This window comes from Amycolatopsis mediterranei (assembly GCF_026017845.1).
GTDB lineage: Bacteria > Actinomycetota > Actinomycetes > Mycobacteriales > Pseudonocardiaceae > Amycolatopsis > Amycolatopsis mediterranei.
Genome location: NZ_CP100416.1, coordinates 9085561 through 9110285, shown reverse-complemented (window position 1 = coordinate 9110285; position 24725 = coordinate 9085561). Strand labels below are relative to the sequence as shown.

Annotated in this window: 21 protein-coding genes; 7 read left to right on the top strand and 14 right to left on the bottom strand. The window is 71.8% G+C overall.

Features of this window, described 5'->3' with window-relative positions; translation table 11 throughout:
- Nucleotides 1-4: 4 nt before the first annotated feature.
- Nucleotides 5-478 (top strand): hotdog fold domain-containing protein, encoded by a 474-nt coding sequence (locus ISP_RS41175; RefSeq protein ID WP_013229705.1) that lies wholly within the window; start codon nucleotides 5-7, stop codon nucleotides 476-478.
- Here ISP_RS41175 and ISP_RS41170 read toward each other — a convergent pair.
- The 4 genes from ISP_RS41170 to ISP_RS41155 form a co-directional block, all read right to left on the bottom strand.
- Nucleotides 475-1137 carry a hypothetical protein gene (locus tag ISP_RS41170; protein ID WP_013229704.1) on the bottom strand — a complete coding sequence of 221 codons (663 nt, stop codon included), beginning with the start codon at nucleotides 1135-1137 and terminating at the stop codon, nucleotides 475-477. The two genes, ISP_RS41175 and ISP_RS41170, sit on opposite strands and share 4 nt — an antisense overlap.
- A gap of 69 nt (nucleotides 1138-1206) precedes the next feature.
- A complete protein-coding gene (locus ISP_RS41165; protein WP_013229703.1) occupies nucleotides 1207-1641 on the bottom strand; it encodes a MarR family winged helix-turn-helix transcriptional regulator in 435 nt (144 codons plus the stop codon).
- Nucleotides 1638-2114 (bottom strand): SRPBCC family protein, encoded by a 477-nt coding sequence (locus ISP_RS41160; RefSeq protein WP_013229702.1) that lies wholly within the window; start codon nucleotides 2112-2114, stop codon nucleotides 1638-1640. Before ISP_RS41160 ends, ISP_RS41165 begins: the two co-directional genes overlap by 4 nt.
- Nucleotides 2115-2173: 59 nt before the next feature.
- Nucleotides 2174-2779: a dTDP-4-dehydrorhamnose 3,5-epimerase family protein gene (locus ISP_RS41155; protein ID WP_013229701.1), complete on the bottom strand. Its 606-nt coding sequence runs from the start codon at nucleotides 2777-2779 to the stop codon at nucleotides 2174-2176.
- 360 nt (nucleotides 2780-3139) lie between these two features.
- Between ISP_RS41155 and ISP_RS41150 the strand changes: the two genes are divergently transcribed.
- A complete protein-coding gene (locus ISP_RS41150; RefSeq protein ID WP_013229700.1) occupies nucleotides 3140-4321 on the top strand; it encodes an NAD(P)-dependent malic enzyme in 1182 nt (393 codons plus the stop codon).
- A 52-nt stretch (nucleotides 4322-4373) separates the two neighbouring features.
- Here the strand turns inward: ISP_RS41150 and ISP_RS41145 are convergent, their stop codons facing one another.
- Nucleotides 4374-5780 carry a bis-aminopropyl spermidine synthase family protein gene (locus tag ISP_RS41145; RefSeq protein ID WP_013229699.1) on the bottom strand — a complete coding sequence of 469 codons (1407 nt, stop codon included), beginning with the start codon at nucleotides 5778-5780 and terminating at the stop codon, nucleotides 4374-4376.
- A 93-nt stretch (nucleotides 5781-5873) separates the two neighbouring features.
- Between ISP_RS41145 and ISP_RS41140 the strand changes: the two genes are divergently transcribed.
- The 4 genes from ISP_RS41140 (at nucleotide 5874) to ISP_RS41125 (ending at nucleotide 9242) form a co-directional block, all read left to right on the top strand.
- Nucleotides 5874-6959 carry an ABC transporter ATP-binding protein gene (locus ISP_RS41140; RefSeq protein ID WP_013229698.1) on the top strand — a complete coding sequence of 362 codons (1086 nt, stop codon included), beginning with the start codon at nucleotides 5874-5876 and terminating at the stop codon, nucleotides 6957-6959.
- A gap of 74 nt (nucleotides 6960-7033) precedes the next feature.
- Nucleotides 7034-7693 (top strand): ABC transporter permease, encoded by a 660-nt coding sequence (locus ISP_RS41135; protein WP_013229697.1) that lies wholly within the window; start codon nucleotides 7034-7036, stop codon nucleotides 7691-7693.
- Nucleotides 7690-8373 carry an ABC transporter permease gene (locus tag ISP_RS41130; protein WP_013229696.1) on the top strand — a complete coding sequence of 228 codons (684 nt, stop codon included), beginning with the start codon at nucleotides 7690-7692 and terminating at the stop codon, nucleotides 8371-8373. Before ISP_RS41135 ends, ISP_RS41130 begins: the two co-directional genes overlap by 4 nt.
- On the top strand, nucleotides 8370-9242 hold the full coding sequence (locus tag ISP_RS41125) for an ABC transporter substrate-binding protein (RefSeq protein ID WP_013229695.1): 873 nt from the start codon (nucleotides 8370-8372) through the stop codon (nucleotides 9240-9242). The genes ISP_RS41130 and ISP_RS41125 overlap by 4 nt, the downstream gene beginning before the upstream one ends.
- On the opposite strand, the gene ISP_RS41120 is transcribed toward ISP_RS41125, so the two are convergent.
- The 7 genes from ISP_RS41120 to ISP_RS41090 form a co-directional block, all read right to left on the bottom strand.
- Nucleotides 9239-9844 carry a LysE family translocator gene (locus tag ISP_RS41120; protein WP_013229694.1) on the bottom strand — a complete coding sequence of 202 codons (606 nt, stop codon included), beginning with the start codon at nucleotides 9842-9844 and terminating at the stop codon, nucleotides 9239-9241. The two genes, ISP_RS41125 and ISP_RS41120, sit on opposite strands and share 4 nt — an antisense overlap.
- Nucleotides 9845-9898: 54 nt before the next feature.
- Nucleotides 9899-10879 carry an LLM class flavin-dependent oxidoreductase gene (locus ISP_RS41115; RefSeq protein ID WP_013229693.1) on the bottom strand — a complete coding sequence of 327 codons (981 nt, stop codon included), beginning with the start codon at nucleotides 10877-10879 and terminating at the stop codon, nucleotides 9899-9901.
- Between the two features lie 13 nt (nucleotides 10880-10892).
- Entirely contained in the window at nucleotides 10893-11411 is a 519-nt protein-coding gene (locus tag ISP_RS41110) for a GNAT family N-acetyltransferase (protein ID WP_013229692.1), read from the bottom strand.
- Between the two features lie 53 nt (nucleotides 11412-11464).
- On the bottom strand, nucleotides 11465-12655 hold the full coding sequence (locus ISP_RS41105; protein ID WP_013229691.1) for an MFS transporter: 1191 nt from the start codon (nucleotides 12653-12655) through the stop codon (nucleotides 11465-11467).
- Nucleotides 12656-12665: 10 nt separating this feature from the next.
- The gene (locus ISP_RS41100; protein WP_013229690.1) at nucleotides 12666-13946 is read right to left on the bottom strand and encodes a galactosyltransferase-related protein; all 1281 of its coding nucleotides are present in this window, start codon (nucleotides 13944-13946) and stop codon (nucleotides 12666-12668) included.
- Nucleotides 13947-13956: 10 nt separating this feature from the next.
- Nucleotides 13957-15867: an alpha/beta fold hydrolase gene (locus ISP_RS41095; RefSeq protein ID WP_013229689.1), complete on the bottom strand. Its 1911-nt coding sequence runs from the start codon at nucleotides 15865-15867 to the stop codon at nucleotides 13957-13959.
- 259 nt (nucleotides 15868-16126) lie between these two features.
- Complete coding sequence (locus ISP_RS41090) at nucleotides 16127-19834, bottom strand: multifunctional oxoglutarate decarboxylase/oxoglutarate dehydrogenase thiamine pyrophosphate-binding subunit/dihydrolipoyllysine-residue succinyltransferase subunit (protein WP_014467712.1); 3708 nt, start codon at nucleotides 19832-19834, stop codon at nucleotides 16127-16129.
- A 258-nt stretch (nucleotides 19835-20092) separates the two neighbouring features.
- Here ISP_RS41090 and ISP_RS41085 point away from each other — a divergent pair, with 258 nt between their 5' ends.
- Nucleotides 20093-20302 carry a hypothetical protein gene (locus ISP_RS41085; protein WP_013229687.1) on the top strand — a complete coding sequence of 70 codons (210 nt, stop codon included), beginning with the start codon at nucleotides 20093-20095 and terminating at the stop codon, nucleotides 20300-20302.
- Between the two features lie 59 nt (nucleotides 20303-20361).
- Here the strand turns inward: ISP_RS41085 and ISP_RS41080 are convergent, their stop codons facing one another.
- Both ISP_RS41080 and ISP_RS41075 read right to left on the bottom strand, forming a co-directional pair.
- Nucleotides 20362-20841 (bottom strand): DUF4291 family protein, encoded by a 480-nt coding sequence (locus ISP_RS41080; protein ID WP_013229686.1) that lies wholly within the window; start codon nucleotides 20839-20841, stop codon nucleotides 20362-20364.
- Between the two features lie 50 nt (nucleotides 20842-20891).
- Nucleotides 20892-24638 carry an ABC transporter ATP-binding protein gene (locus ISP_RS41075; RefSeq protein ID WP_013229685.1) on the bottom strand — a complete coding sequence of 1249 codons (3747 nt, stop codon included), beginning with the start codon at nucleotides 24636-24638 and terminating at the stop codon, nucleotides 20892-20894.
- Between the last annotated feature and the right edge of the window lie 87 nt (nucleotides 24639-24725).

Here is a 24725-nt window from a genome sequence, read left to right as displayed (position 1 = left end):
CTGCATGTCCGAGACACCGACGTTCGCGATGTGGCACAAGCTGGCCGGGAAGCCGGGCGGGAAACAGCTGTTCAGCGCGGCGATGTGCCTCCGCGTGCCGTACTTCCGCACGGTGCTGCCCTCGGTGCGCGAGCTGCGTCCGGGCCACTGCGAGGTCACCGCGCCGAAGTGGTGGGGTGTTTACAACCACATCCGCACGTTCCACGCGATCGCCGCCTGCAACCTCGCCGAAATCGCGATGGGCATGCTCGCCGAGGCGACGGTCCCCACCACCCACCGCTGGCTGCCGAAGGGCATGACCGTCCGATATGTCGCCAAGGCCGAGACGGGCCTGCGCGCGGTGGCGGCGCTGCCCGAGCTGCCGGAATTCGGCGAGGACGGCTTCGACCTCGACGTCCCGGTGACCATTTCGGACACGAACGGCCGGCCCGTGGTCACCGGGACGATCACCATCTGGGTGACGCCGAAGAAGCGTTAGAGCTGCTTGTACTGCACGTACGTCGTCTGGTGGAACGTGTTCTGCCCAGCCGGCGACGGCAGTCCCAGTTTCCGGTCGACGAGCTTGCCGAGCGGGCCGCAGCCCTGCGTGGCCGGGAGGGCCAACGCCGGGTCGACGACGCCGAAGTGGAAAGTCGGCGGGTTCTTGGAGAGCACCGTCGGCGGCAGCGCCGGGTCGTCGTGGACGACGGTGTGCATCGGCGCGGCCGCCGTGCCGATGCTGCATTCCTTGCGCAGCAACGGGTGCCGCAGCACCGCGTAGACGTCGAGCTCGCCGCGGCGCTCATCGTTGCTCTGGAAGTCCGAGTGACCGCCGTAGCGCAGCTGGAGCGTGGTGCCGGCCAGGCCGGGCACGCGCACCGGTTCATGCCGCAGCGTGCCGAACGCCTGCGCGTACTGGCCGCTCACCCGCCCTTCGCTGAACGTCAGCCGCATCTCCCCCAGCGGGATCTCCTGGTCGCCGATCGTCAGCTTTCCCTGCGAGACGAAGGCTTCACAGCGCCACGTGCCCGGGTCGGCGTTCGCGGGCGGCGCCGGGCAATCGGTGAAGTCGAACGACGGCAGCTCATCGGCCGACGCGGTCCCGGCTGTCAATGCCAAACCGGCGACCGCGGCCGCCCCCAGTGCGAGAAGTTTCATGGCGGTGAGCCTGCTCGCGCCGCGACGCCGAGGCATCCGGGATGGCCCCCAGGGGAGACCCGAGTTTCGTCAGGGGCCGAGCCGGGCGAGCGCGTCGACGAAACCGTCATCGGTGGCCGCGAAGAACTCGGCGTCCGCGGCCTCGACGTCCTTCAGCGCCTTCGCGACCAGCTCCAGACCGGCCGGGGTCATCTCCAGGCGCTTCGCGCGGGCGTCGGCCGGGTCGTCGGCGCGGGCCAGCAGGCCGCGATCGGCGAGCTTGCGGACGACCTGGCTGGTCATCATCGTGTCGGTGCCGGCCTGGTCGGCGAGCTGCCGCTGGGTCGGTGGCTCGCCCAAGCGGGTGAGCCACCACGTCGTCGTCAGCAGCACGAACTGGACGTGCGTGAGGTCGTGCGGGGCCAGCGCGGCCCGCATCGCCCGCTGCCAGGCCAGTGTCACGCGCCACAGCAGGAAGCCGGGGCTGCGCTCGGGGCCGGGCAGACGGGACTCCGGGGCGGTCATACCGGCGAGCTTGCTGTGACATCCGGGCCTCCGCCCCGGGCCGGGGGCTCCGCCACCCGGAACCCCCGAACCGATGCCTCAGCAAGCCGAGCCAACGCGCGCATCGCGTCCGGAGTGTCCGACGTGACCTGCGGGCCGAACCCCTCCGGGCCGTCGATCGTGACGCGGTAGGTGATCCGCGTGCCGCCGTCGACGTCGGTCAGCTCGTGCTCGAACCGCAGGTGCGCGTCCGGCAGCCGGGTCTCGTCGGTGAAGCTCCGGCCCTCGGTGACCTCGGTGAGGGTGAACGGGATCGGCGGCATGCCGTCCATCGTCATCGTGCCGCCGGATCCGACCGCGAAGGGGCCGTCGAGGACCACCGACCGGACGCCCGCGTCCCACTCCGGCCAGCGGCCGGTGTCGGCCCAGAGCGGCCAGATCGCGGCGGCGGAGGCGGTGGAGGTCTCGCTGTGCTCGTACTCGTAAAGTGCCATGCGAGCAGACTATATGCGCGCATACTAAATGCGCAAGCGGCCTGGTGGCCGAGGAACGGTCAGTGGGCCGAGCGGAGCTTGTCGTAGTAGGCGACGCAGTCCGCGTACACCGGGAGAAGGCCCTGTTCCCGGGCTTCGGCCAAGGTCGGCGCGATGCGGTCCTTGTCCGACAGGACCTGCGCGATGTCCGCGGGCCACGGCAGGTCCAGCACCGGGTCGAGCGGGGTGATGCCGTGCTCGCCCGCCGGGTTGTACGGCTCCGAGCAGATGTAGGTCATCACGGTGTCGTCCTCCAGGGCGACGAAGCCGTGGCCGAGCCCTTCGGCGAGGTACATGGCGCGGAACTCGCGCGAGTCGAGCACGACCGCGTCCCACCGGCCGAACGTCGGCGAACCGACGCGGATGTCGACGACGACGTCGAGCAGCGACCCGCGCGGGCAGTAGACGTACTTGGCCTGGCCCGGCGGGGTGTCGGCGAAGTGGATGCCGCGGATGGTGCCGCGGCGGGACACGCTGTGGTTCGCCTGGCCGAGCCGCAGCGAGTGGCCGACCGCGTCGCGGAAGACGTCCTCCTGGAAGGGGGCGACGAACAGCCCTCGGTCGTCGGGGAACGCCCGGGGGGAGAACTCGTAGGCGTCCGGGACGCTCAGCCGGCGGAATTGCATGGCGTCACCTTATCGGGCGCCCAACAAAACCGGACGGACGTCTTGGGAATTGACGGTGAATCGGCTTCGGTGTGACATCAACCGCACCGAGGGGTCACCGGCGGCGGAGGACCTGTCACAATGAACGAACCGCCGCGTCCGCGGCCATCGCCAGACCCACGGCACCGATGGCCGACGTGACGCCTCGCCGACAGGCCGGCGCTACCGCGCTGGGCTGCCGTGCCGGGATCCCCCACGGTTTCCCCCTGCGGACCGTGGTCCCAGCCCGCATGCCCAGGAGAAATTCCAGTGACCCGAGTCAGAACCGCGAGTTCCGTCATTCCCACTGGGGGAATGACGGAAACGACGACAGGAAACCCCATGACCGACCCCACCGGCGCCGTCGCGCCGGTCACCGACGAAGAGATCTTCACCGGGCACGAGGGCGGCAAGCTCTCGGTGGCGGCCACCCGCCCGATTTCCAGCCCGCGTGACCTTTCGATCGCGTACACCCCGGGTGTGGCGAAGGTGAGCCGCGCGATCGCCGAGGACGCCGCCAAGGCCAAGCGCTACACGTGGGCGGACCGGCTGGTCGTCGTGGTCAGCGACGGAACCGCGGTGCTCGGCCTCGGCGACATCGGCGCCAGCGCGTCGCTGCCGGTCATGGAGGGCAAGTCGGTGCTCTTCAAGACCTTCGGCGGGCTCGACTCGATCCCGCTGGTGCTGGACACGACCGACGTGGACGAGATCGTCGAGACGCTGGTGCGGCTGCGGCCGTCGTTCGGGGCCGTCAACCTGGAAGACGTCTCCGCGCCGCGGTGCTTCGAGCTGGAGGACAAGCTCAAGGAAGCGCTGGACTGCCCGGTCATGCACGACGACCAGCACGGCACGGCGATCGTGACGCTGGCCGCGCTGCGCGGCGCCAACCTGGTCCTCGACCGGGCGATCGCCGACCAGCGCGTGGTCGTCTCCGGCGCCGGCGCGGCGGGCGTGGCCTGCGCGAAGATCCTCCAGGAAGCCGGCATCGGCGACGTCACGGTGCTCGACTCCCGCGGCATCATCCACACCGGTCGCGATGGCTTGAACCCGGTCAAGGAGCGGCTGGCCGCGACGACGAACAAGGCGGGCCTGCGCGGCGGGCTGGCGGAGGCGCTGGAAGGCGCGGACGTGTTCCTCGGCCTGTCGGGCGCGACGATCGACGAGTCGCTGCTGGGCCGGATGGCGGGCGGCGGCATCGTGTTCGCACTGTCCAACCCGGACCCGGAGGTCCACCCGGACGCGGCCGCGCGGTACGCGTCGATCGTGGCCACCGGGCGAAGCGACTTCCCGAACCAGATCAACAACGTGCTGGCGTTCCCGGGCGTCTTCCGCGGTGCGCTGGATTCGGGTGCCCGGGCGATCACGGAGAACATGAAGCTGGCGGCCGCCGAGGCGATCGTGTCGGTGGCGATGGACGACCTGGGCCCGGACCGGATCGTCCCGAGCCCGCTCGACCCGCGCGTGGCCCCGGAGGTCGCGGCCGCGGTGGCGAAGGCGGCGGAAGCCGACGGCGTCACGGACTGATTTCCCCGCGAAGGCGGCACTTTTCCCCGGAAAGTGCCGCCTTCGCGCGCGTTCAGAGCAGTTCGGTCAGGCGGTGGCGGGGGACGTCGACCAGGCGCAGGTCCGTGAGGTCCGAGGGGACGTCAAGGGAGACGTTCGCCAGCCGGGCGTGGGCGCGGGTCAGGAGCTCGTCCTGGTGCTCCACCGCGTCCGCGACCACGACCGCGTGGCGGTTGTCCGGCGTGCTCCGCAGGTACCGCAGCGCGTATTTCCCCCGGACGAGTGAGGCGAGCGCCTCCTGGGCCGCCTGGTCCGCCAGGTCCGGGTGGGCGTTCGGCAGCAGCAACGCCAGCCGCCGGGCGTTCGTGCCCAGCAGCGTCCGCAGCAGCCACGGGCCCGGGTCGCCCGAGAGGTCCATCGCCACCGCGTCGCCCTCGGGGCCGGAGATCGACCAGTCCACCGGCCGCGACTCCAGCGAAAGCCCGCCCGAGACGGCGATTTCCTTCAGCTTCTCCAGCAGTGCCGGTTTCGTCCCGGCCGCCTCCACCGACTGCGGGCCGTGCGTGTAGATCGCCTTGCCGCTGCGCATCTTCTTGGCCTTCGCCGTCGGCTGGCAGACGTACAGGTCCGCCGCGCTGCCGATCGCCTGCGCCCCGAAGTAGCGGTTGAAGCCCGGCAGGATCGCTTCGAACGTCAGCCCGAGCGTCGCCAGCGAGCGCTGGACCTGCGCTCCCAGCGCCGGGTGGCGCGGGCTGTAGCCGTAGGCCAGCAGCAGCCGTCCCTCGCTCGGCTCACGCAGCGCCTGCACCGCGCGCGCCGCGAAGAGCCCCATGCCTTCGGGGGTGTACGGCGGATCGCTGAACACGAGGTCGAAGCCACTCGAGAGCGCGGGCGGCAGGCCGACGCGCAGGTCCGCGTGCACGGTCCGGATTTCGCGGCCACCGCGGTCGTCGAGGTAGGCGAGCACGCGTTCGTCGAGGTCGACGACGGTCAGCGACGCCGATGGGCAGACCGCCCGCACCGCCAGGGACGTCAGGTCGTGGTCGCCGAGGAACAGCAGGCGTGCCGAGGTGAGGTCGTACTGCGCGTCCAGCCAGAGCGCGCGGCGCAGCACGGTCTCCGGCGTGGCCTGCACGTGGTCGAGCGCGGCCAGCGGGGACGGCACCTCGGCCACCCACTCGGCGATCTTCGGGAGCAGTTCGTGCGCCGCGACGGCTTCGTCGAGCGGGTCGGCGTAGCGCGGCGCGCGGTACTGCAGGTACGACGCCGCGACGCCGGGGGCGATGCGCAGGCGGTCGCCGCTGCGATCCAGGTCGTCGCCGAGGGCCGCGAGGACGGCCTCCACGCTGCGCCGCGGCGCGGTGCTCAGCCGCACCAGTTCGCCGAGGTCGTGGTCACCGGTGCGCAGCAGGTCGAGGACGCGGTACAGCGGGCGGACGCCGACGCCGTGCGCGGCGAGGACGTCGTCGAGGGCCTTCACGGGCTCCGAGCCTAGCCAACCACCTGCCGGAACAGCGTGCCAACCACCGCCGACTCGGCTACGGTCGAACGGACCGGGACATGGGGAGTGGCAGTGACCATCGAATTCCGCGACGTGACCAAGCAGTATCCGGATGGGACGGTCGCCGTCGACAAGCTGAACCTGACGGTCGAAGACGGCACGATCACCGTGTTCGTCGGCCCGTCCGGCTGCGGCAAGACGACGTCGCTGCGGATGATCAACCGGATGGTGGAGCCGACCGCGGGCCAGGTGCTGCTGGACGGCAAGGACGTCGCCGAGGGCGACCCGGCGCTGCTGCGCCGCGGCATCGGCTACGTCATCCAGCACGCCGGTCTCTTTCCACATCGGACAGTGCTGGACAACATCGCCACCGTGCCCCTGCTTTCCGGCTGGGACAAGGCGAAAGCGCGCAAGCGGGCCGCCGAGCTGCTGGAGATCATCGGCCTGCCGGTCGAGCTCGGCAAGCGCTACCCGGCCCAGCTCTCGGGCGGTCAGCAGCAGCGCGTCGGCGTCGCCCGCGCGCTCGCCGCCGACTCGCCGGTGCTGCTGATGGATGAGCCGTTCTCCGCGGTCGACCCGATCGTGCGCGAGGACCTGCAGAACGAGCTGCTGCGGCTGCAGTCGCAGCTGGGCAAGACGATCGTGTTCGTCACGCACGACATCGACGAGGCCGTCCGGCTCGGCGACAAGGTGGCGGTGATGCGGGTCGGCGGCAAGCTCGCCCAGTACGGCACCCCGGCCGACGTCCTGCGGCACCCGGTGGACGACTTCGTCGCGTCGTTCGTCGGCCGGGATCGCGGCTACCGCGGGCTGTCGTTCCTCTCCGCCGACGGCGTCGAGGTCAAGGACCTGGAGCTGGTCGAAATCGGCTCCACCGTCGCCGCGAGCGACGGCTGGCGGCTGGCGGTCAACACCGAGAAGCAGCCCCGCGGCTGGCTGCCGCCGAACTCCACTGTGGACGGTCCGCTCACCGAGGACGGCCTCGTGGCCGGCGGTTCGCTGTGGGTGCGGGGGACGCCGATCCGCGGCGCGCTCGACGCGGCGCTGTCCTCGCCCGCGAGCCTCGGCGTGGTCGTGGACGAAGATCACCGGGTGCTCGGCGCCGTGGTCGCGCGGCAGGTGCTGGACGTCATCGAGGCGACGCCCCAGGCGTCATGAGCTGCTGTGCCTTCTGGGGTCGAACCCCAGACCCCAGCCAGGGGGCAAGCCCCCCTGGACCCCCCGAAACCTTCGTGGACGAGCTCGGGCGGTACCTGGGCAGCGCGAACAACCGCGGCCAGATCCTCGGCGACCTGGGCGACCACGTCTACCTGGCGCTGCTCCCGCTGGTCATCGGGATCGTCCTGGCGATCGCGGCGGGCTGGCTCGGCCACCGCTGGCGGCCCGCGCGGCAGGTGCTGATGGTGGTGGCGAACCTGCTCTACACGATCCCGTCGCTCGCGCTGTTCGTCGTCATCCCCGGCCTGATCGGGTCGAAGATCCTGGACAGCGTCAATGTCGTCGTCGCGCTGACGATCTACACCACGGCGCTGCTGGTCCGCCCGGTGCTCGACGCCCTCGACGCGGTGCCGGCGCCGGTGGTCGCCGCCGCGACCGCCGTCGGGTACAAGCCGGTGCGCCGCTTCTTCGCCGTCGAACTGCCGCTGTCCGTGCCGGTGCTGGCGGCCGGCGTGCGGGTCGCGTCGGTCAGCAACATCAGCCTGGTCAGCGTCGGCGCGCTGATCGGCACCGGCGGCCTCGGCGTGCTGTTCACCGACGGCTTCCAGCGCGAGTACTTCTCGCCGATCGTGGTCGGCATCGTGCTGACCCTGCTGCTCGCGCTGGTCGTCGACCTGGTGCTGGTGGGCTCGCGAAACCTGCTGACGCCGTGGACCCGGGTGGCGGCGCCGTGATCACCGATCTCTTCCGCTGGTTCGGCGACCCGGCCCACTGGTCCGGCCCCGACGGCATCCCGCAGCGGCTGCTGGAACACCTCGGCTACACCGCGTTGTCGCTGGTGATCGCGCTGGTCATCGCGGTGCCGCTGGGGCTGTTCGTCGGCCACACCGGCCGCGGCGGTGTCGCGCTGGTGAGCGCCGGCAACGCCATCCGCGCCCTGCCGACGCTGGGGCTCGTCACGTTCCTGTTCCTGCTCTTCACCGAGAGCGTCACCTCGACGATCATCGGGCTCGTCGTGCTGGCCGTGCCGCCGATCCTGGCCGGCACGTACGCCGGGCTGCAGGCGACCGACCACGGCGTGGTCGACGCCGCCGAGGGGGTCGGGATGACCGGCTGGCAGCGGCTGTGGCAGGTCGAGGTGCCGATCTCCCTGCCGCTGGTGCTCGGCGGCATCCGCAACGCCGTGCTCCAGCTCGTCGCGACCGCCGCGGTGGCCGCCTACGTCGGACTCGGTGGCCTGGGCCGGTTCCTGCTCGACGGACTGGCCATTTTGGACTATTCCGAGGTCATCGCGGGCGCGCTGCTGACGACGTTGCTGGCCATCGTCCTGGACCTGCTCTTCGCGCTGCTGAACCGGGCCCTGGTGCCCCGGGGCGTCCGGCTCGCGGCGGCTGTGAAGAAGGTGGCGGCGTGAAGCGGCTGGTCGGTTTGCTGGTCTTGGTGCTGGCGGCCGGCTGCGGCAACCCGCTGGCGGGCGGCGGCGAGGGCGGCGCGACCGGGGACATCATCATCGGGGCGTCCGACGTCGGGGAAAGCCTGCTGCTGGCCCAGATCTACGCAGGAGCGCTGCGGGGTGCAGGCGCCGAGAACGTCACCGTCCGGCCGCCGGTGGGCAGCCGCGAGGTCGTCGTCAAGGCGCTGCAGGACAAGTCGCTCTCGGTCGTGCCGGACTACAGCGGGAACCTGCTGCGGTACTTCGACAAGAACACCACGGCGACGACTTCGCAGGACGTCTACGCGCAGCTGCGGCAGAAGATCCCGCCCGGCTTCGAGGTGCTGGACCAGGCCCCGGCAGAGGACAAGGACCTGCTCGTCGTCGGCCCGCAGCTGGCGTCTTCCGGGGTGAAGACGTTCTCGGACCTCGGGCGGCGCTGCCGCGAGCTGGTGTTCGGCGGACCCGGCCAGTGGAGCAGCCGCTGGAAGGACAAGATCAAGTCGCTGTACGGCTGCGAGTTCAAGGAAATCCGCACGACGGACACGGGCGGCCCGGTGACGGTGGCGGCGCTGAAGTCCGGCGACGTGCAGGTGGCGGACCTGTTCAGCGCGTCGTCGACGATCGCGGCGAACGGGTTCGTGCCCCTGGTCGACGACAAGAACATGTTCCCGGCGCAGAACATCGTGCCGCTGGTGGCCCGCGGAACGTTGTCGCCGCGCGAGGTCTCGGCGCTGAACCGCGTGTCGGCGGCGTTGACGACCGAGCAGCTGACGCGGCTGAACGTCGAGTTCACCGAGGAGAAGCGCAATCCGCTGGACATCGCGGAGGACTTCCTCGCGCGGGCTTAGCGGTCGACGGCCAGCTTGACGCCGAGGCCGATGAAGATGCCGCCGGTGGCGACCTCGATGCGGCGCTGGTTCTTCTTCCGCCGGACCCACCCGCCGACGCGGCCGGCGAGGACGCCGACCGTGCCGTCGACGAGGAACTCGAACACGATCATGATCGCGCCGAGGACCGCGAACTGCAGCCAGACGTGGCCCTTCGCCGGGTCGATGAACTGCGGCAGGAAGGCGATGGTGAAGGTGACCATCTTCGGATTGAGCAGGTTGGTGAGCAGGCCGCTGAGGTAGGCGCGGTCGCTGTTCCGTTCGACGAGCGGCTTGCGGTTCCGGATGGCCTGGACGCCCAGGTAGACGAGGTAGCCTGCACCGGCCACCCGCACGACGGTGAAGGCGACGGGCACGGCGGCGAAGAGCGCGGCCAGCCCGGCCGCGGCGACGGCGACGTGGATGGCTTCGCTGGTGGCGACCCCGGCGGTGGCGAGCAGGCCGGCCTTCGGGCCGCCGCGCATGCCACAGCCGAGGATGAAGAGCATGTCCGGCCCCGGCGTGACCATCGCGATCGCGGTGGTCACGAGGAAGGCCAGGAGGAGGTGCTGGTCGACCGGCATGGCTCGATCGTGGCACGTCGGCTGCGGTGCGCGAACTCCTTTTCGCGCCTGATCTCAGCCGCGCACGGCCGCCGCCACCCGGGCCGCGTCCTCGATGCCCCGCTCCGGCGGCTCCTCCGGCAGCGGCAGCAGCACGACCGAGCCGCTGCCGGCCTCGTGCAGCGCGCGGACCGCCGCCGCACAGGTGTCCACGTCGCCGCAGACGGCCAGGCGATCGATCCACTCCGGACGCAAGCCCGCCGCCAGCTCGTCCACTGTGGACGTCGAGTCCATCAGGGCCAGCAGCTCCGCAGCGAACGGCAGGCCTTCCACCTGCACCCGCGCCCCCGGGGTGAGGGACTCCGCCACCGTCCGCCGCGCCCGCTCGCGGTCGCCCAGCGCCAGCCAGTTGTACGTCACCAGCGCGTGGTGCGGCGGTGCGCCTTCCGACGAACGTCCCGGTTCGATGCCCGCGAGCGCCGTCCGCACGTACTCCGGTGGGGCCGGCTCGGCCAGGATCGTCCCGTCGGCCGCCGCGCCCGCGACCGCCAGGGACTTCGGGCGGCGGACGCCTGCCACCAGCGGCGGCGGCGAGGACGGCGGGAAGACGAGCTCGACCTCGTCGAGGTGGACGTGCTTTCCGTCCATCGAGACGCGCTCGCCCGCCAGCAGGCGACGGACCGCCAGCAGCGTCTCCTCCAGCGCCGCCAGCGGGGACGCCGGATACGCCCCGATCTGCCGCATCCACGACGCGACGCCGTGGCCGAACCCGGCGATCAGCCGGTCCGGGTGCAGCTCGGCCAGCGCCGCGAGCTCCATCGCCGCGATCGCCGGGTTGCGCGCCACCGCCGGCAGGACGCCGATGCCCACCCTGATCGTCGACGTCACCGCGAGCGCCGTCGCGACCGTGGCGACGCCGGCCGCCCAGAAACAGTCCTCGACCAGCCAGAGCTCGTCGAGGCCCGCGTCTTCGGCTTGGCGCGCGAGGTCGCGCAGCTTGGCCGGCGGCTGCTCGCGGTTGATCCGCACCCCCACGGACGAGGTCGGTGTGTACACGCGCGGCTCCTGTTCAGATCCGGGAGAACGCGGGCGCGTACGCGAACGCCCCCGCCTGGACGGGCCGGTACGCGGTGAGCGTCCGCGCCTGGAAGTACCGGCCCCACTTCGGGTCCGGCGCGGTGATCGAGAGCGCCGACGCCGCGGCGAACCCGAACCGCGAGTAGTACGCCGGCTCGCCGAGCAGGACGACCAGGCCGTGGCCGAGCGCGTCCGCCGCGCCGAGCACCGCGTGCATCAGCGCCGAGCCGACGCCGTGGGCCTGGTGCGCGGGCAGCACGCCCAGCGGCCCGAGCCCGACGGCCGCTGCCGGGTCGTCGCCGAGGCGGGCGCGGCTGCAGCACACGTGCCCGGCGACCTCGCCGTCGCGCACGGCCACCAGCGAAAGGGCGCCGATCAGGTCGCCTTCCGCGCGCAGCTCGTCCACGAGCGGCGCCTCGACCGGGACCGCGCCCTCTTCGCGCCGGAACGCCGCGCTGTGGACCGCGTGGATCGCGGCCCGGTCGGCGGGCGTTTCCCGGCGGATCAACATGGCCACAGCATGCCGGGAAACCCGGGGGCGGCGAAATCGTTTTCCGCGGCGGCTCAGGCCGCGCGGCGCTCGGTGGCCGGGAGGTCGGGGCGCGCACGGGCGGTGGCCGTCGCGAACGCCGCGATCAGGCCCAGCGGGAGCACGAGCAGCGCCAGCGCCGTGCTGACCCCGAAGGTCTGCGCCAGCCTGCCGAACAGGGCGGGTCCGGCGAGCACCCCCGCCTGGTGCAGCGTGGAGTACCGGGCGATGGCGAGGCTCGTGTTGCCGCCGACGCCGTGGCCGACCGCGCCCGCGATGAGCGGGATCACCACCGCGAGCCCGCAGCCCTGCAGCGCGAACCCGGCCAGTCCCCACCACGGGTCCGGCGACAGCACCGCCACCAGCACCCCGGCCGCGGTGGCCGCCATGCTCCACCGCAGCAGCGCCACCGGTCCGAGCAGACGGTGCCCGCGGTCGCCGAACATCCGGGTACCGGTCTGCGCCAGGACGAACACGAAGTAGCCCAGCGAAGCGACGTCCGCGCTCGCGCCGCGTTGCTCACGCAGGAACACCCCGCACCAGCTCGACACCGCGCCCTCGCACAACGCGGCCGCCGCGCCGAGACCGCCGAGCACCACCACCGCGCGGGTCCACCCGGACAGCAGCCCGGTCCGCGCCCGCTTCCCCGGCTCGCGCCGCGCAGCGGCCTGCCGCTCGGGCAGCGCGTGCCGCCCGGCGACCAGCGCGAGCACGCACAGCACGGCGGCCACGGCGATGAAGTGCACGCCGAGCGGCACCCCGGCCCGGATCGCGGCGACCGCGCCGAGCGACCCGGTCAGCGCGCCGGCGCCCCACACCGCGTGCAGGCTGCTGAGGAACGGGCGTCGCCCGGCCCGTTCCAGCTCGACGCCCTGGGCGTTCATGGCCACGTCGAGCAGGCCGGCCACCAGGCCCCACACCAGCATCGCGGCCGCCGCGGCGACCGCGCCGGGGGAGATCGCGACGAGCGCCGGGAACCACGGCACGACCGCCGCGGTCAGCCGGATGACCGTCCGGCTGCTCAGGTACGCCGACAGGTGCCCGGCGACCTGCATCGCGACGATCACGCCGACGGTCTGGGCCAGCAGCACCGCGCCCAGCTCGGCGAAGTCGAGGTGCAGGGCGGTGCGCAGTTCCGGAACGCGCGCGAACCACGTTCCGAGCAGGACTCCGACGACGAAGAAGACACCCGCGACGGCCACCCGGTGGCGGCGCAGCCGGGGCATCGGCGTGACGCTACTCATCGGTACCGGTGACTCGCGCCGGGCGGTCGAGCCCGCCGTAGCCCTGCTCACCGGTCCACGTGCCGACCGGCACGTGGGCGTTGAACGGCTGCCCGTCCTCGCGCCGCATCGCCGGCCGCCGGTGCGCGAGGTGGACGAACACGTCGTCGAACTGCAGCACCGACCCGGCCGAGGCGACGCGGTAGAGCATGTCCTCGTCCTCGCCGCCCCAGCCGCGGTAGCGCTCGTCGAACCCGCCGACCCGCTCGTACAGCTCCGGCGTGATCCACAGGCAGGCGCCGGGCACGTCGCGCAGCAGCAGCCCACGGGCGCCGCCGAGCGGCACGTCGGCCGAGCCGCGGCCACAGCGTTCCTCGATCAGGTGATCGCTGGCCGGGGCGTCCAGCGACAGCATCTCGGTGTGCGGCAGGTGCGCGTCGTGGCCGTGCTCGGCGAACCGGGCGTGGTTGCGCGCCAGGAAGCCGCGGTCGACGAGGATGTCGGCGTCGAGCAGGCACAGCGTGCGGGCGGCGCCGAGGGTATGGCGGACCCCGGCGTTGAAGGTCCACGACTTGTTGAACAGGCCGTGGCCGGTGACGTGCACGTAGTGGTCCACGAGCGGTTCGATCCGGCCGCGCCAGCGCGGGCGGTCGTCGAACTCCACGACGGTCACCCGGTAGTGCGCCGACGGCATCGTCTGGTCGCGCAACGCCAGCAGGCAGGCCATCAGGTTGCGGATCCGGCCCGCGCCGTCGCGGTCGGAGATCGGGACGACCACGAGCACCTCGTCACCGCGGCCGTCCGGGCGCGTCGCCGCCCGGTCGGCGAGCCCGGTCAGCCGTTCGAGGTCGGCGTTGCGGGCGTCGGGGGCGTAGGCCGGGCCGCGGAAGTAGTTGATGTAGACGTTGTCGTCGGCGACGTCGGCCCGGCCGCCCAGTTCCTCGGCCAGCGCGGGGTCTTCGTCGAGGAGCACCCGCACCCGTGCCGCCAGTGCGCGTTCGGCGTCGGCGTCGGTGGGGTGCGCGGCCAGGCGCCGGTAGGCGAGGTCGCCGCCCAGCCGGTCGGCCACCGGGCCGGCGACCGCGCGGTAGAAGCGTTCGCTGTGCATCCAGTAGTCGGCGGCGACGTCGGGCACGGCCGGGTCGAGCGTCAGGACCACGTAACCGGTCACCCGCGTGGCGAGGTCCCCGGTGGCCGGGACGGCTCGCCGGTAGGCCGAGGCCGCCGCGAACGTCCCGCCGCCCGTCCGCGTCGGCCGGACGCGCATCGGGTTGGCCGCCCGCAGTGCGCACATCGGGCTGCAGTCACAGGGATGTGGTTGCACGGGAAATTCGCCCTTCGTCGTCCGAGGTGTGCCGGAGCAGCGCCGGAACCACGTCCGGCCAGTCCTGGCGGGCCAGCTCGTGCCCCGCGCCGTCGAGGATCCGCACCGCGGCCCCGGGAATCGCCGCCGCGAGCGCGTGGGCGTGGGCGACCGGGTGGATCGGGTCTTCGGCGCCGTGGATCACCAGCGTCGGCGCGGTGATCCGGCCGAGCAGCGGCCGCCACGGCGAGCCGTGGTCGAGGTAGGCGTGGTTGCCCGCGGATTCGAGCCGCCCGCCCGCGCGGTCGAACACCCGGCCCGCGACCCGCCGGCCGGTGTACTCGTCGATCTCCCTGGCCGGCCCGGCGAGCGGGCGCGCCGCGGCCACCAGGTGATCGACCACGGAATCGCGGTCGGTCCAGTCCGGCGGTTCGACGTCGGCCAGCTCGGTCAGCACCCGCAGGGCGGGCGGCGGCAGGTCGGGACCGGCCACGCCCTCGCCGGGGCTGGTGGCCACCAGCGTCAGCGAGGCGACGCGCGCCGGCTCGGCCAGGGCGGCGACCTGCGCGATCATGCCGCCCAGCGAGATCCCCACGACGTGGGCGCGGGCGACGCCGAGCGTGTCGAGCACGCCGAGTGCGTCGGCCGCCAGGTCCCGCAGGCCGTAGGGCGGCTCGCCCGGTGGCCAGCTCGTGGAGCGGCCGGTGTCGCGGTGGTCGTAGCGGATCACGTACCGGGAACCGCCGGCGAGCAGTTCGCAGAATTCGGCGTCCCACGCCAGCATCGACGCCGACGCGCCGGCCACCAGGAGGATCGCGGGATCGCTCGGGTCCCCGAAGGTCTGCACGCAGAGCTCGACACCGTTCGCCCGCACGATCCGGTCGCGGGACGGCACGTCGACGACCGGCGGCAGGTCGTCGACCAGGTCACGGAAGAGCGCGGCGTAGGCGGCCCGCTCCGCCTGCATGCTGTGCGTGCGCCGCACGAACGCCTGTCCCCGCCGCCACAGCCGCCGGGCGAACACCTCGTCGTCGAGCAGGCGCCGCACTTGCGCGCGCAGGCCGTCGGGGTCGGCGAACACCAGCCCGGTGACCTCGTCCTCGACCAGGCACGTGTTGCCGGGGATGTCCCGGACGACGACCGGGCAGCCGACGTCCATCGCCTCGAGCAGCGCGTTCGGGCTGCACTCCGACGTCGAGGTGTTGAGCACCGCGGTCGCCTCGCGCATGGCGGCGTGCAGGTCGTCGCGGGGCAGTGTGCCGACGTACCGCACCGCCGGGCTGGACCCGCACCGCCGCCGCACGATGGCCTCGAAGTCCTCGTCGTAGGAAACCCCGGCGATGACGAGCATCACGCGGTGGTCCTCGGCGTGCAGCCGCTTGACGCAGTCGATGGCGAACAGCGGGTCCTTGACCGGCCGCAGCCCCGAGGGCAGGAGCAGCAGCTTCGCGTCCTGGCCGACGCCGAGCGCGCGGCGCAGCGAGTAGGCCGACGGCGTGGTGCGCACGCCCTGCGGGATGACCCGCACCTTGTCCGCGACCTGCGGCCACAGCGTGCGGCAGCGCCCGGCGAAGTCGTCGTTGAACGCGACCAGCCCCGCGGCCCGCTCGACGGCCTTCGTCATCAGCGCGTGGAACACCGGCTCGAGGGTGTATTCGTTGAGGTCGGTGCCGCCCAGCGCGAGCACGTACGGCAGGCCCGTTTCGAGGAAGGTGCTGCCGCTGAGGAGGGCGTGCGTGCCGACCAGCGCGAGCACGCGGTGTTCTTCGGCGACCGCGGTCAGCTCGGCCGCGTCGGCGGGTGGCACGAGCAGAACGGAATAGCCGCTCGCGGACAAATGCGCGGCGATCCGCCGGGTCGTCGTGTCACCGCCGCTGGCCGTCGGGCTGTGGAGCAGGGCTAGCAGGTTCATTTCACCAACTTCGGCCGCCGGATTCCGATGCTCGGGAGAAAGCGCGTCGAGCCAAGGAAAATCTTCGCGGTACGGCGGGCCGCCGGACGTCTCCTGGATTGCCCGGGAATGGTGATCAGAACGGGATGATCATTTTTTGTGAACTTGCCGTGACAATTCCGGTGCCGCGGCCGCTGTACTGGCGAATCGGGCCCGGAAACCGGAAAGGCCACCTCGGCGCGGAGTCCGCGCGAGGTGGCCTTCCGGGACCGTCAGGCGATCAGTCGAACGCCTTCGCGATCAGCGCCTTCTGCTCGACCTCGTGCACCTTCGACGAGCCGGCCGACGGGGCCGCCATCGGGCGGCGCGACACGACCTGCAGGCCCGAGAGCACCTCCGGGAACTTCCGGGGCAGGTTCAGGCCGAAGAACGGCCACGCACCCTGGTTTTCCGGCTCCTCCTGGACCCACGCGACCTGCGTCGCGTTCGTGTAGCGCTCCAGCGCCGCCAGCAGCTTCTTCTTCGGCAGCGGGTAGTACTGCTCGATCCGCACGATCGCGACGTCGTCGGCCTCGCGCTTCGTCCGCTCCGCCACCAGCTCCCAGTACAGCTTCCCGGAGGTCAGCAGCACCTTGCGGATCTTCGCCGGGTCCGGGGTGACGTCGTCGATGACGGACATGAACCGGCTTTCGCCGGTGAAGTCCTCGGTCGGCGAGGTCGCGGCCTTGTTGCGCAGCATCGACTTCGGCGTGAAGACGACCAGCGGGCGCTGGATGCCGTCGAGGGCGTGGCGGCGCAGCAGGTGGAAGTAGTTCGCCGGGGTTGACGGGACCGCCACCGTCATCGAGCCCTCCGCGCACAGCGAGAGGAAGCGCTCGATGCGGCCGGACGTGTGGTCCGGGCCCTGGCCCTCGTGGCCGTGCGGCAGCAGCAGCACGACGTCCGAACGCTGGCCCCACTTGGCCTCGCCGGAGGAGATGTACTCGTCGATCACCGTCTGGGCGCCGTTGACGAAGTCGCCGAACTGCGCTTCCCACATGACCAGCGACTCGGGGTTGGCCACCGAGTAGCCGTACTCGAAGCCGACGGCCGCGTACTCCGACAGCGCCGAGTCGTAGATCATCACGCGGCCCTGGCCGTCGGCCAGGTTCTGCAGCGGCGAGTACTCCTGGCCGGTCTTGCGGTCGATGAACACCGAGTGCCGCTGGGTGAACGTGCCGCGGCGCGAGTCCTGGCCGGACAGCCGGACCAGCCGGCCTTCCATCGCCAGCGACCCGAACGCCAGCAGCTCGCCGAACGCCCAGTCGATGTCGCCCTCGCGGGACATCTTGTGGCGGCGCTCCATGACCGGCTTGACGCGCGGGTGCGGGGTGAAGCCGTCCGGCACGTTCACGAACGCGTCGCCGATGTGCTCCAGCGTCTTGCCGGTGATCGCCGTCGCCACCTTGGCCGGCACCTGCTGCTCCTCCTCGACGGAGGGGCTGGCCTTCGCCGGGTGCTTTTCCAGCTCACGCACCTCGTTGAAGACGTGCTCCAGCTGGCTCGAGAAGTCGCGCAACGCGGCCTCGGCCTCCTCGACGGAGATGTCGCCGCGGCCGATCAGCGACTCGGTGTAGGTCTTCCGCACCGAACGCTTGGTGTCGATGATGTCGTACATCGCCGGCTGCGTCATCGAGGGGTCGTCGCCCTCGTTGTGGCCGCGGCGGCGGTAGCAGATCAGGTCGATGACGACGTCCTTGTGGAACGCCTGGCGGTACTCGACGGCGAGCTTGGCCACCCAGTGCGCGGCTTCGGGGTCGTCGCCGTTCACGTGGAAGATCGGCGAGCCGATCATCTTCGCGACGTCGGTGGCGTACTGCGACGAGCGCGAGTGCTCCGGCGCGGTCGTGAAGCCGACCTGGTTGTTGACGATGACGTGCACGGTGCCGCCGGTGCGGTACCCGCGCAGCAGCGACAGGTTCAGCGTCTCGGCGACGACGCCCTGGCCCGCGAAGGCCGCGTCGCCGTGCATCAGGACCGGCAGCACGGTGTAGCCCTCGCCGCCCTTGTCCAGGATGTCCTGCTTGGCGCGGACGATGCCCTCGAGCACCGGGTCGACCGTCTCCAGGTGGGACGGGTTCGCCGTCAGCGACACCTTGGTCTCGCCGTCGCCGAACATCCGGAAGTACTTGCCCTCGGCGCCGAGGTGGTACTTCACGTCACCGGAGCCGTGCGCCTGGCCCGGGTCGAGGTTGCCCTCGAACTCCTGGAAGATCTGGCTGATCGGCTTGCCGACGATGTTCGCCAGCACGTTCAGCCGCCCGCGGTGCGGCATGCCGATGACGACCTCGTCGAGCTCGTGCTCGGCGGCCTTGTCGAGGATGGTATCGAGCAGCGGGATCGCCGTCTCGCCGCCCTCGAGCGAGAACCGCTTCTGGCCGACGTACTTGGTCTGCAGGAACGTCTCGAACGCCTCGGCGGCGTTCAGCTTCGAGAGCACGTACTTCTGGACCGCGGGGTCCGGCTTCTCGTGCGGGATCTCGACGCGCTCCTGGATCCAGCGGCGCTCCTCGGGGTCGAGGATGTGGGTGTACTCGATGCCGACCGTGCGGCAGTACGAGTTGCGCAGCACGCCGAGGATGTCGCGCAGCTTCATCCGCTCCTGGCCGGCGAAGCCGCCGACCGGGAACTCGCGGTCGAGGTCCCAGAGCGTGAGACCGTGGGACAGCACGTCCAGGTCCGCGTGGCTGCGCTGGCGGTAGTTCAGCGGGTCGGTGTCGGCCATCAGGTGGCCGCGCATCCGGAACGCGTCGATCAGCTCGATCACGCGGGCGGTCTTGTCGACCGGGCCGTCCGGGATGTCGGCGACCCAGCGGATCGGCTCGTACGGCAGGCGCAGGCTGGTGAAGACGTCGTCGTAGAAGCCGTCCTCGCCGAGCAGCAGCTGGTGGATGCGCTTGAGGAACTCGCCCGACTCCGCGCCCTGGATGATGCGGTGGTCGTAGGTCGAGGTCAGCGTCATGATCTTGCTGATGCCGAGGTCGACCAGCGTCTTCTCGCTGGTGCCCTCGAAGGCGGCCGGGTACTGCATGGCGCCGACGCCGATGATGGCGCCTTGGCCGGCCTGCAGGCGCGGCACCGAGTGGTTGGTGCCGATGCCGCCCGGGTTGGTCAGCGAGATCGTGGTGCCGGAGAAGTCGTCGGCGGTGAGCTTGTTGTTGCGGGCCTTCTTGACGATGTCCTCGTAGGCCTGCCAGAACTGCAGGAACGACATGTCCTCGCAGCCCTTGATCGAGGCCACGACGAGCGTGCGGGAGCCGTCCTTGCCCTTCATGTCGATCGCGAGCCCGAAGTTGACGTGCTCCGGCGTGATCGCGAACGGCTTCCCGTCGATCAGCTGGTAGTGCCGGTTCATGTTCGGGTACGCCTTCAGCGCCCGCACCATGGCGTAGCCGATGAGGTGCGTGAAGGAGATCTTGCCGCCGCGGGTGCGCTTGAGGTGGTTGTTGATGACGATGCGGTTGTCCGCCATCAGCTTCGCCGGGACCGCGCGCACGCTGGTCGCGGTGGGGACGCTCAGCGAGGCGTCCATGTTCTTGGCGATGGCCGCCGCGGCGCCGCGCAGCTGCTTCGACTCCGGCTCTTCCTTCTTCGCTTCGGCCTTGGGCTCGGCCTTCGCGGCCGGCTTCGGCGCCTGCTTCGGGGCCGCCTTCGCGGGGGCCGGCTTGGCGGCCGGCGCCGTCGACGACTGCTTGGCCGCCGACTCCGCGTTCTGCACGGCCTTGGCCGAGGGCTGCGCCGCCTGGCCGTTGGCCGCCGGCTTGGCTCCGGCCTGCTGCTGCCGGGCGGTGTCCGCCTTGGCCTGCGCGCTCTGCGTCGGCTTGAAGTCCGCGAAGAAGTCGTGCCAGGCGGCATCGACTGAAGAAGGGTCTGCGAGGAACTGGTCGTACATCTCTTCGACCAGCCACTCGTTGGGGCCGAACTGTGACGCAGGGCTGCTGCTGGACACGGCTGGGGCTCGCCTCTATCCGTCTCGATCTCGATCTTGAATCCGCTGATGCGCCTACCAGGCTAACCCCCTCGGTGACCGCGATGTGATGGAACCGGCCTGTGTGAGGCGAGGCGCACTAGGGTATCGGTCACTGACTCGATCAAGATGTGCTAAGGGAACCTTAAGCACTGGACCGGGTACAGGGTTCCCGGGCTCTTCCGCCCGGGTTCGCGCGGCGGCCCGTGGACGTTCACCGGCATGGGTTTACCTGGGCCGATGTGGCTGGTCGAATGTCCGTCGTTCTGGGACCAGGGCCTGGTGCGGCCGCTGGTGACGGAATCCGGCACGGTCGTGCTCCGGTGCGATTCGTGCTCGGCGGTGTGGCCGACACCGGCCGACCTGGACGAGATGGCGTGGGTCGAGCCCGACGAGCCGGACTGGCTGGTCGGGGCCGGGGTGCACGTCCGGCCGGGGACGATCCGGTGAGCGTCGCGGCCGGACGTCGAGGCGGCCGGGATGGGTTCGCTGAGCTGGCGGGAGCTGCCTTAGCCGAGCTCATAGGGCGGCTCGTGGGGGACGAGCTTGACGGCCAGGTGGAGCTGGTCGGTGGCCAGCAGCCCGGCGATGTCACGCACGACGGGTGTGACATCGGTGATGGCGGTGATCCACTCGTCGGCGGGTGCGCTGTCGAGGCCGATCCGGATCGCCTGGAAGTTCAGCGCGGTGTGGTCGAGATCTCGCTCCGCTTCCCACTCGACGTGCGAGTGGGTCAGCGCCTGCTCGAAGCCGTCACGGGTGAGGTCGATCGCGAGGATGCGCTCGTGGCCGGGCTTTCGCCCGTTCTCGCTGCCGTAGGCCGCGAGCCGGAACGACGGCGTGAGCTGCACCGTCCCGCCCCGCTCGAAGGTCTGTTCCTCGAGCGCGGCATCGGCGACAGCGGGCGAACAGGCCTGGTAGACCCGGACGGTCGTCTCGGTCTGCGCCGCCCGCACCTGCCGGTCGGGAACCCGCTGCTCTTCGAACATGCCCGCCATGTTCCCAGCGCCGGCCCCGCCCGGCCACGAACTTTCGGTGTTCAGCCGAGGGCCCAGAGGCGGGCGTAGGGGCCGTTGGCGGCCAGGAGCTCGTCGTGGGTTCCGGTTTCCACGATGCCGCCGTGGTCCAGGACCACGATGCGGTCGGCGCGGGCCGCCGTCGCCAGGCGGTGGGCGACCACGAACGTCGTGCGGCGGCGGGCCACCGTCTCCGTGGCCCGGAGGACCGCCGCCTCCGTCGAGGGGTCCAGGGCCGCCGTGGCCTCGTCGAGGAGGAGGACGTCCGGGTCCACCAGCTCCGCCCTCGCCAGGGCCACCAGCTGGCGCTGGCCCGCCGACAGCGAGCGGCCGCGCTCGCCCACCGGCTGCAGGAAGCCCGAGGGCAGGGCCGCGACGCCGTCCAGCGCGCCCACCGCGCGGACCGCCGCCTCGACCTCCGCGTCGGACGCGGCGGGGCGGCCGTAGCGGACGTTGTCGGCCACCGTGCCCGAGAACAGGTGCGCCTCCTGCGGCACCACGCCCATCCGGCGCCGCAGGCCGGCCAGGTCGTACTCGCGGACGTCCGTGCCGTCGATCCGGACCTCGCCGCCGGTGACGTCGTAGTAGCGCGCCACCAGCTTCACCGCCGTCGACTTCCCGGCGCCGGTCGCGCCGACGAGCGCGATCGTCTCGCCGGCCGCGACGTCCAGCGAGAACTCCGCCAGCGCCGGCGTCCCGGCGCCGGTGTAGGAGAACTCGACCTCCTTGAACGAGACTTCGCCGCGCAGCCGGGCCGGCACCTCGACCGCCTTCTCCGCCGCCGGCACCGACGTCGGCGTCCGCAGCAGGTCGCCGATGCGGTTCAGGCCGACGCTCGCCTGCTGGTAGCCGTCGAACACCGCCGACAGCTGCTGGATCGGGGAGAAGAACTGCTGCAGGTACAGCAGGAACGCGAGCAGCACGCCGGCCGACAGCGTGCCCGCCGAGACGCGGTTGGCCCCGGCCACCAGCACCGTCGTGGTCGCCAGGTCCGACATCAGCGCCACCAGCGGGAAGTACGTCGCCACGTACCGCTGGGCCCGCAGCCGCGAGCGCCGGTAGTCGTCGCTGCGCGAGGCGAACGCCTCCGCGGAACGGTCTTCACGCGTGTACGCCTGCGCGACCCGCAGCCCGCTGACGTTCTCCTGCATGTCCGCGTTCACGACGCTGACCCGCTCGCGGGCCTCGTTGTACGCCTTCGACGCCGAGCGCCGGAAGATCACCGTGGCCACCGCCAGCACCGGCACCATCGCCAGCGCGTACAGCGCCAGCCCGGCGTCGGTGACCAGCAGCGCGGCCGTGATCCCGGCCAGCGTCAGCGCGCTGACCACCGCGGTGGCGAGCCCGGTCTGCAGGAACGTCGAGAGCGCGTCGACGTCCGTCGTCATCCGGGTCATGATCTTCCCGGACAGCTCCCGCTCGTAGTAGTCGAGCCCGAGCCGCTGCAGGTGCGCGTAACTGCGGACGCGCAGCGCGTACAGCACCGTCTCGCCCACCCGCGACGTCAGCCGCGTCTGCGCGAAGACCACCAGCCAGTCGGCCGCGATCACCGCGGCGCCGATCCCGGCGGCCAGCCAGATCATCCACTCGACACCGGTCCGCACCCCGTGGTCGACGCCGAACTGGTACAGCCCGGGCAGCGCGATCGACGCCAGCGCGTCCGCCGCCACCAGCCCGATCACCAGGGCCAGCGGCCCGCGGACCGGCCGCAGCAGCCCGGCCAGCCGGAACTTCGGGTCGGGCGCGGTGACGTCCACACCGGGCAGCCGCGGCTCGTCGGTGGCGGCCGGGAGCTTGCGCACGCCCTCGATCAGCTCCGGTGTCGGCGGCACGTCGAGCCCGCCGCCCCCGCCGACGAACCCGCTGCTGTTCGGGTCGCCACTGCGCAGGCGCGCGGCTTCGGCCAGTGCGTCGACCTCGTCGCGGCTCTCGTCACGCGGCCACAGCGACGGCGTGACCCCGCCCGGACCGCGGTCCAGACCTTCGCAGCGGTGCTTCTCTTCGACGTCGTCGCCCGGGCCCGCCACGAGTTCGCGGAACAGCGGGCAGCGCGCCATCAGCTCGGCCTCGGTGCCGACGTCGACGACGCGGCCTTCGTCCAGTACCGCGATCCGGTCGGCCAGGGCGAGGGTGGAGCGCCGGTGGGCGATCAGCAGGGTGGTCCGGGCCGCGGTCACCGAGCGCAGGGTGTCGTAGATCGCCGCTTCGGTGACGGTGTCGATGGCCGAGGTCGCGTCGTCGAGCACCAGGATCCGCGGGTCGGTGATCAGGGCCCTGGCCAGCCCGAGCCGCTGCCGCTGGCCGCCCGAGAGGGTCAGCCCGCGCTCGCCGACCAGCGTGTCGTAGCCGTCCGGCAGCGCGCGGATGAAGCCGTCCGCCTCCGCGGCTTTGGCCGCCGCGACGATCTCCTCCTCGCTCGCGTCCGGGCGGCCGTAGGCGATGTTGTCCCGGATCGAGGAGGAGAACAGGAACGCCTCTTCGAACACCACGCCGATCGCCTGCCGCAGCTGCCGCAGCGGGATGTCCCGGACGTCGAGGCCGCCGACCCGCACCGCACCCTCGTGCACGTCGTAGAACCGGGGCAGCAGCAACGAAATCGTCGACTTGCCCGAGCCCGCCGTGCCGACCAGTGCGAGGGTTTCGCCCGGGTTCGCGGTGACCGAAAGACCGGCCAGCACCGGTTCGCTGCGGGTGTAGCCGAACCGGACGCCGTCGAGCTCCACGCCCAGCGGCCCTTCCGGCAGCGGGCGCGCGTCGGGGGAGTCGACGACCTCCGGCTGCGCGTCGATCAGCTCGTACACCCGCTCGGCGCCGGCGCGGGTCAGCTGCGCCTGCACGACCAGGCCGGACAGCATCCGGGCCGGGCCGATCAGCGTTGCGAGGTAGGTGGCGAAGGCCAGGAACGTGCCGAGGGTGATGGACCCGTTCAGCGCGAGGACGCCGCCGATGCCGAGCACGGCCACCTGGCCGGCGGCGGGCAGGGCGGCGGTGGTCGCCGTCGGGACCGCCGAGAGCTTCGCCGCGCGAAGCCGTTCGCCGAACAACTTGCGCGCGGTCGCTTCCAGCTTCGAAACTTCCCGCGTCTCCTGGCCGAAGCCCTTGACCACCCGGACGCCGGTGACGGTCTCTTCGACCTGCTGCGCGACATCCGCCGCGCGCTGCTGCGCCGACCACGTCGCCGGGAAGAGGCGCTTGCGGCTGCGCGCCACGATGATGCCGACCGCGGGCGTGACGACCAGCGCGATCAGCGTCAGCACCGGGGACAGCCACAGCATCGCGACGAACGACAGCAGCGCGAAGACCACCGAGCCGAAGGACAGCGGGACCTGCATCAGGATCCCGGTCACCAGCTGCAGGTCGGAAATCGCGCGCGAGGCGACCTGGCCGGTGCGCAGCGCGTCCTGCTTGCCGCCGTCCAGCCGCGAAACGGCGTTGAAGACGCGCTGGCGCAGATCGTGCTGCACGTCGAGGGCGAGCTTCCCGCCGAGGTAGCGGCGCGCGAACGCGGTGCCGAAGGCGATCAGCTGCAGCGCGACCAGGAAGACGGCGATCCCGGGCAGGCCACCGGTCTGCCCGGCGACCGCGTCGTCCACCGCCGTGCGCACCAGCAACGGGCTGGCGGCCTGCACGCCGACGCCGAACGCGGCGGCGAGCAGCGACAGCACGACGAGCACACGGTGCTCCCAGGCCGCGGCGGACAGCCGGCGGATCCAGCCGGCGGTCTCGGTGGGTGGGAGCTCTTGACGGGAGCGGGGCGGAGCGACGGTCACGTTGTGACAGTAAGCGCCACCACCGACAAAATATTTCCGCGAACACAAAGAAGGCCACCTCGAGTTGCTCGAGGTGGCCTTCTCGGA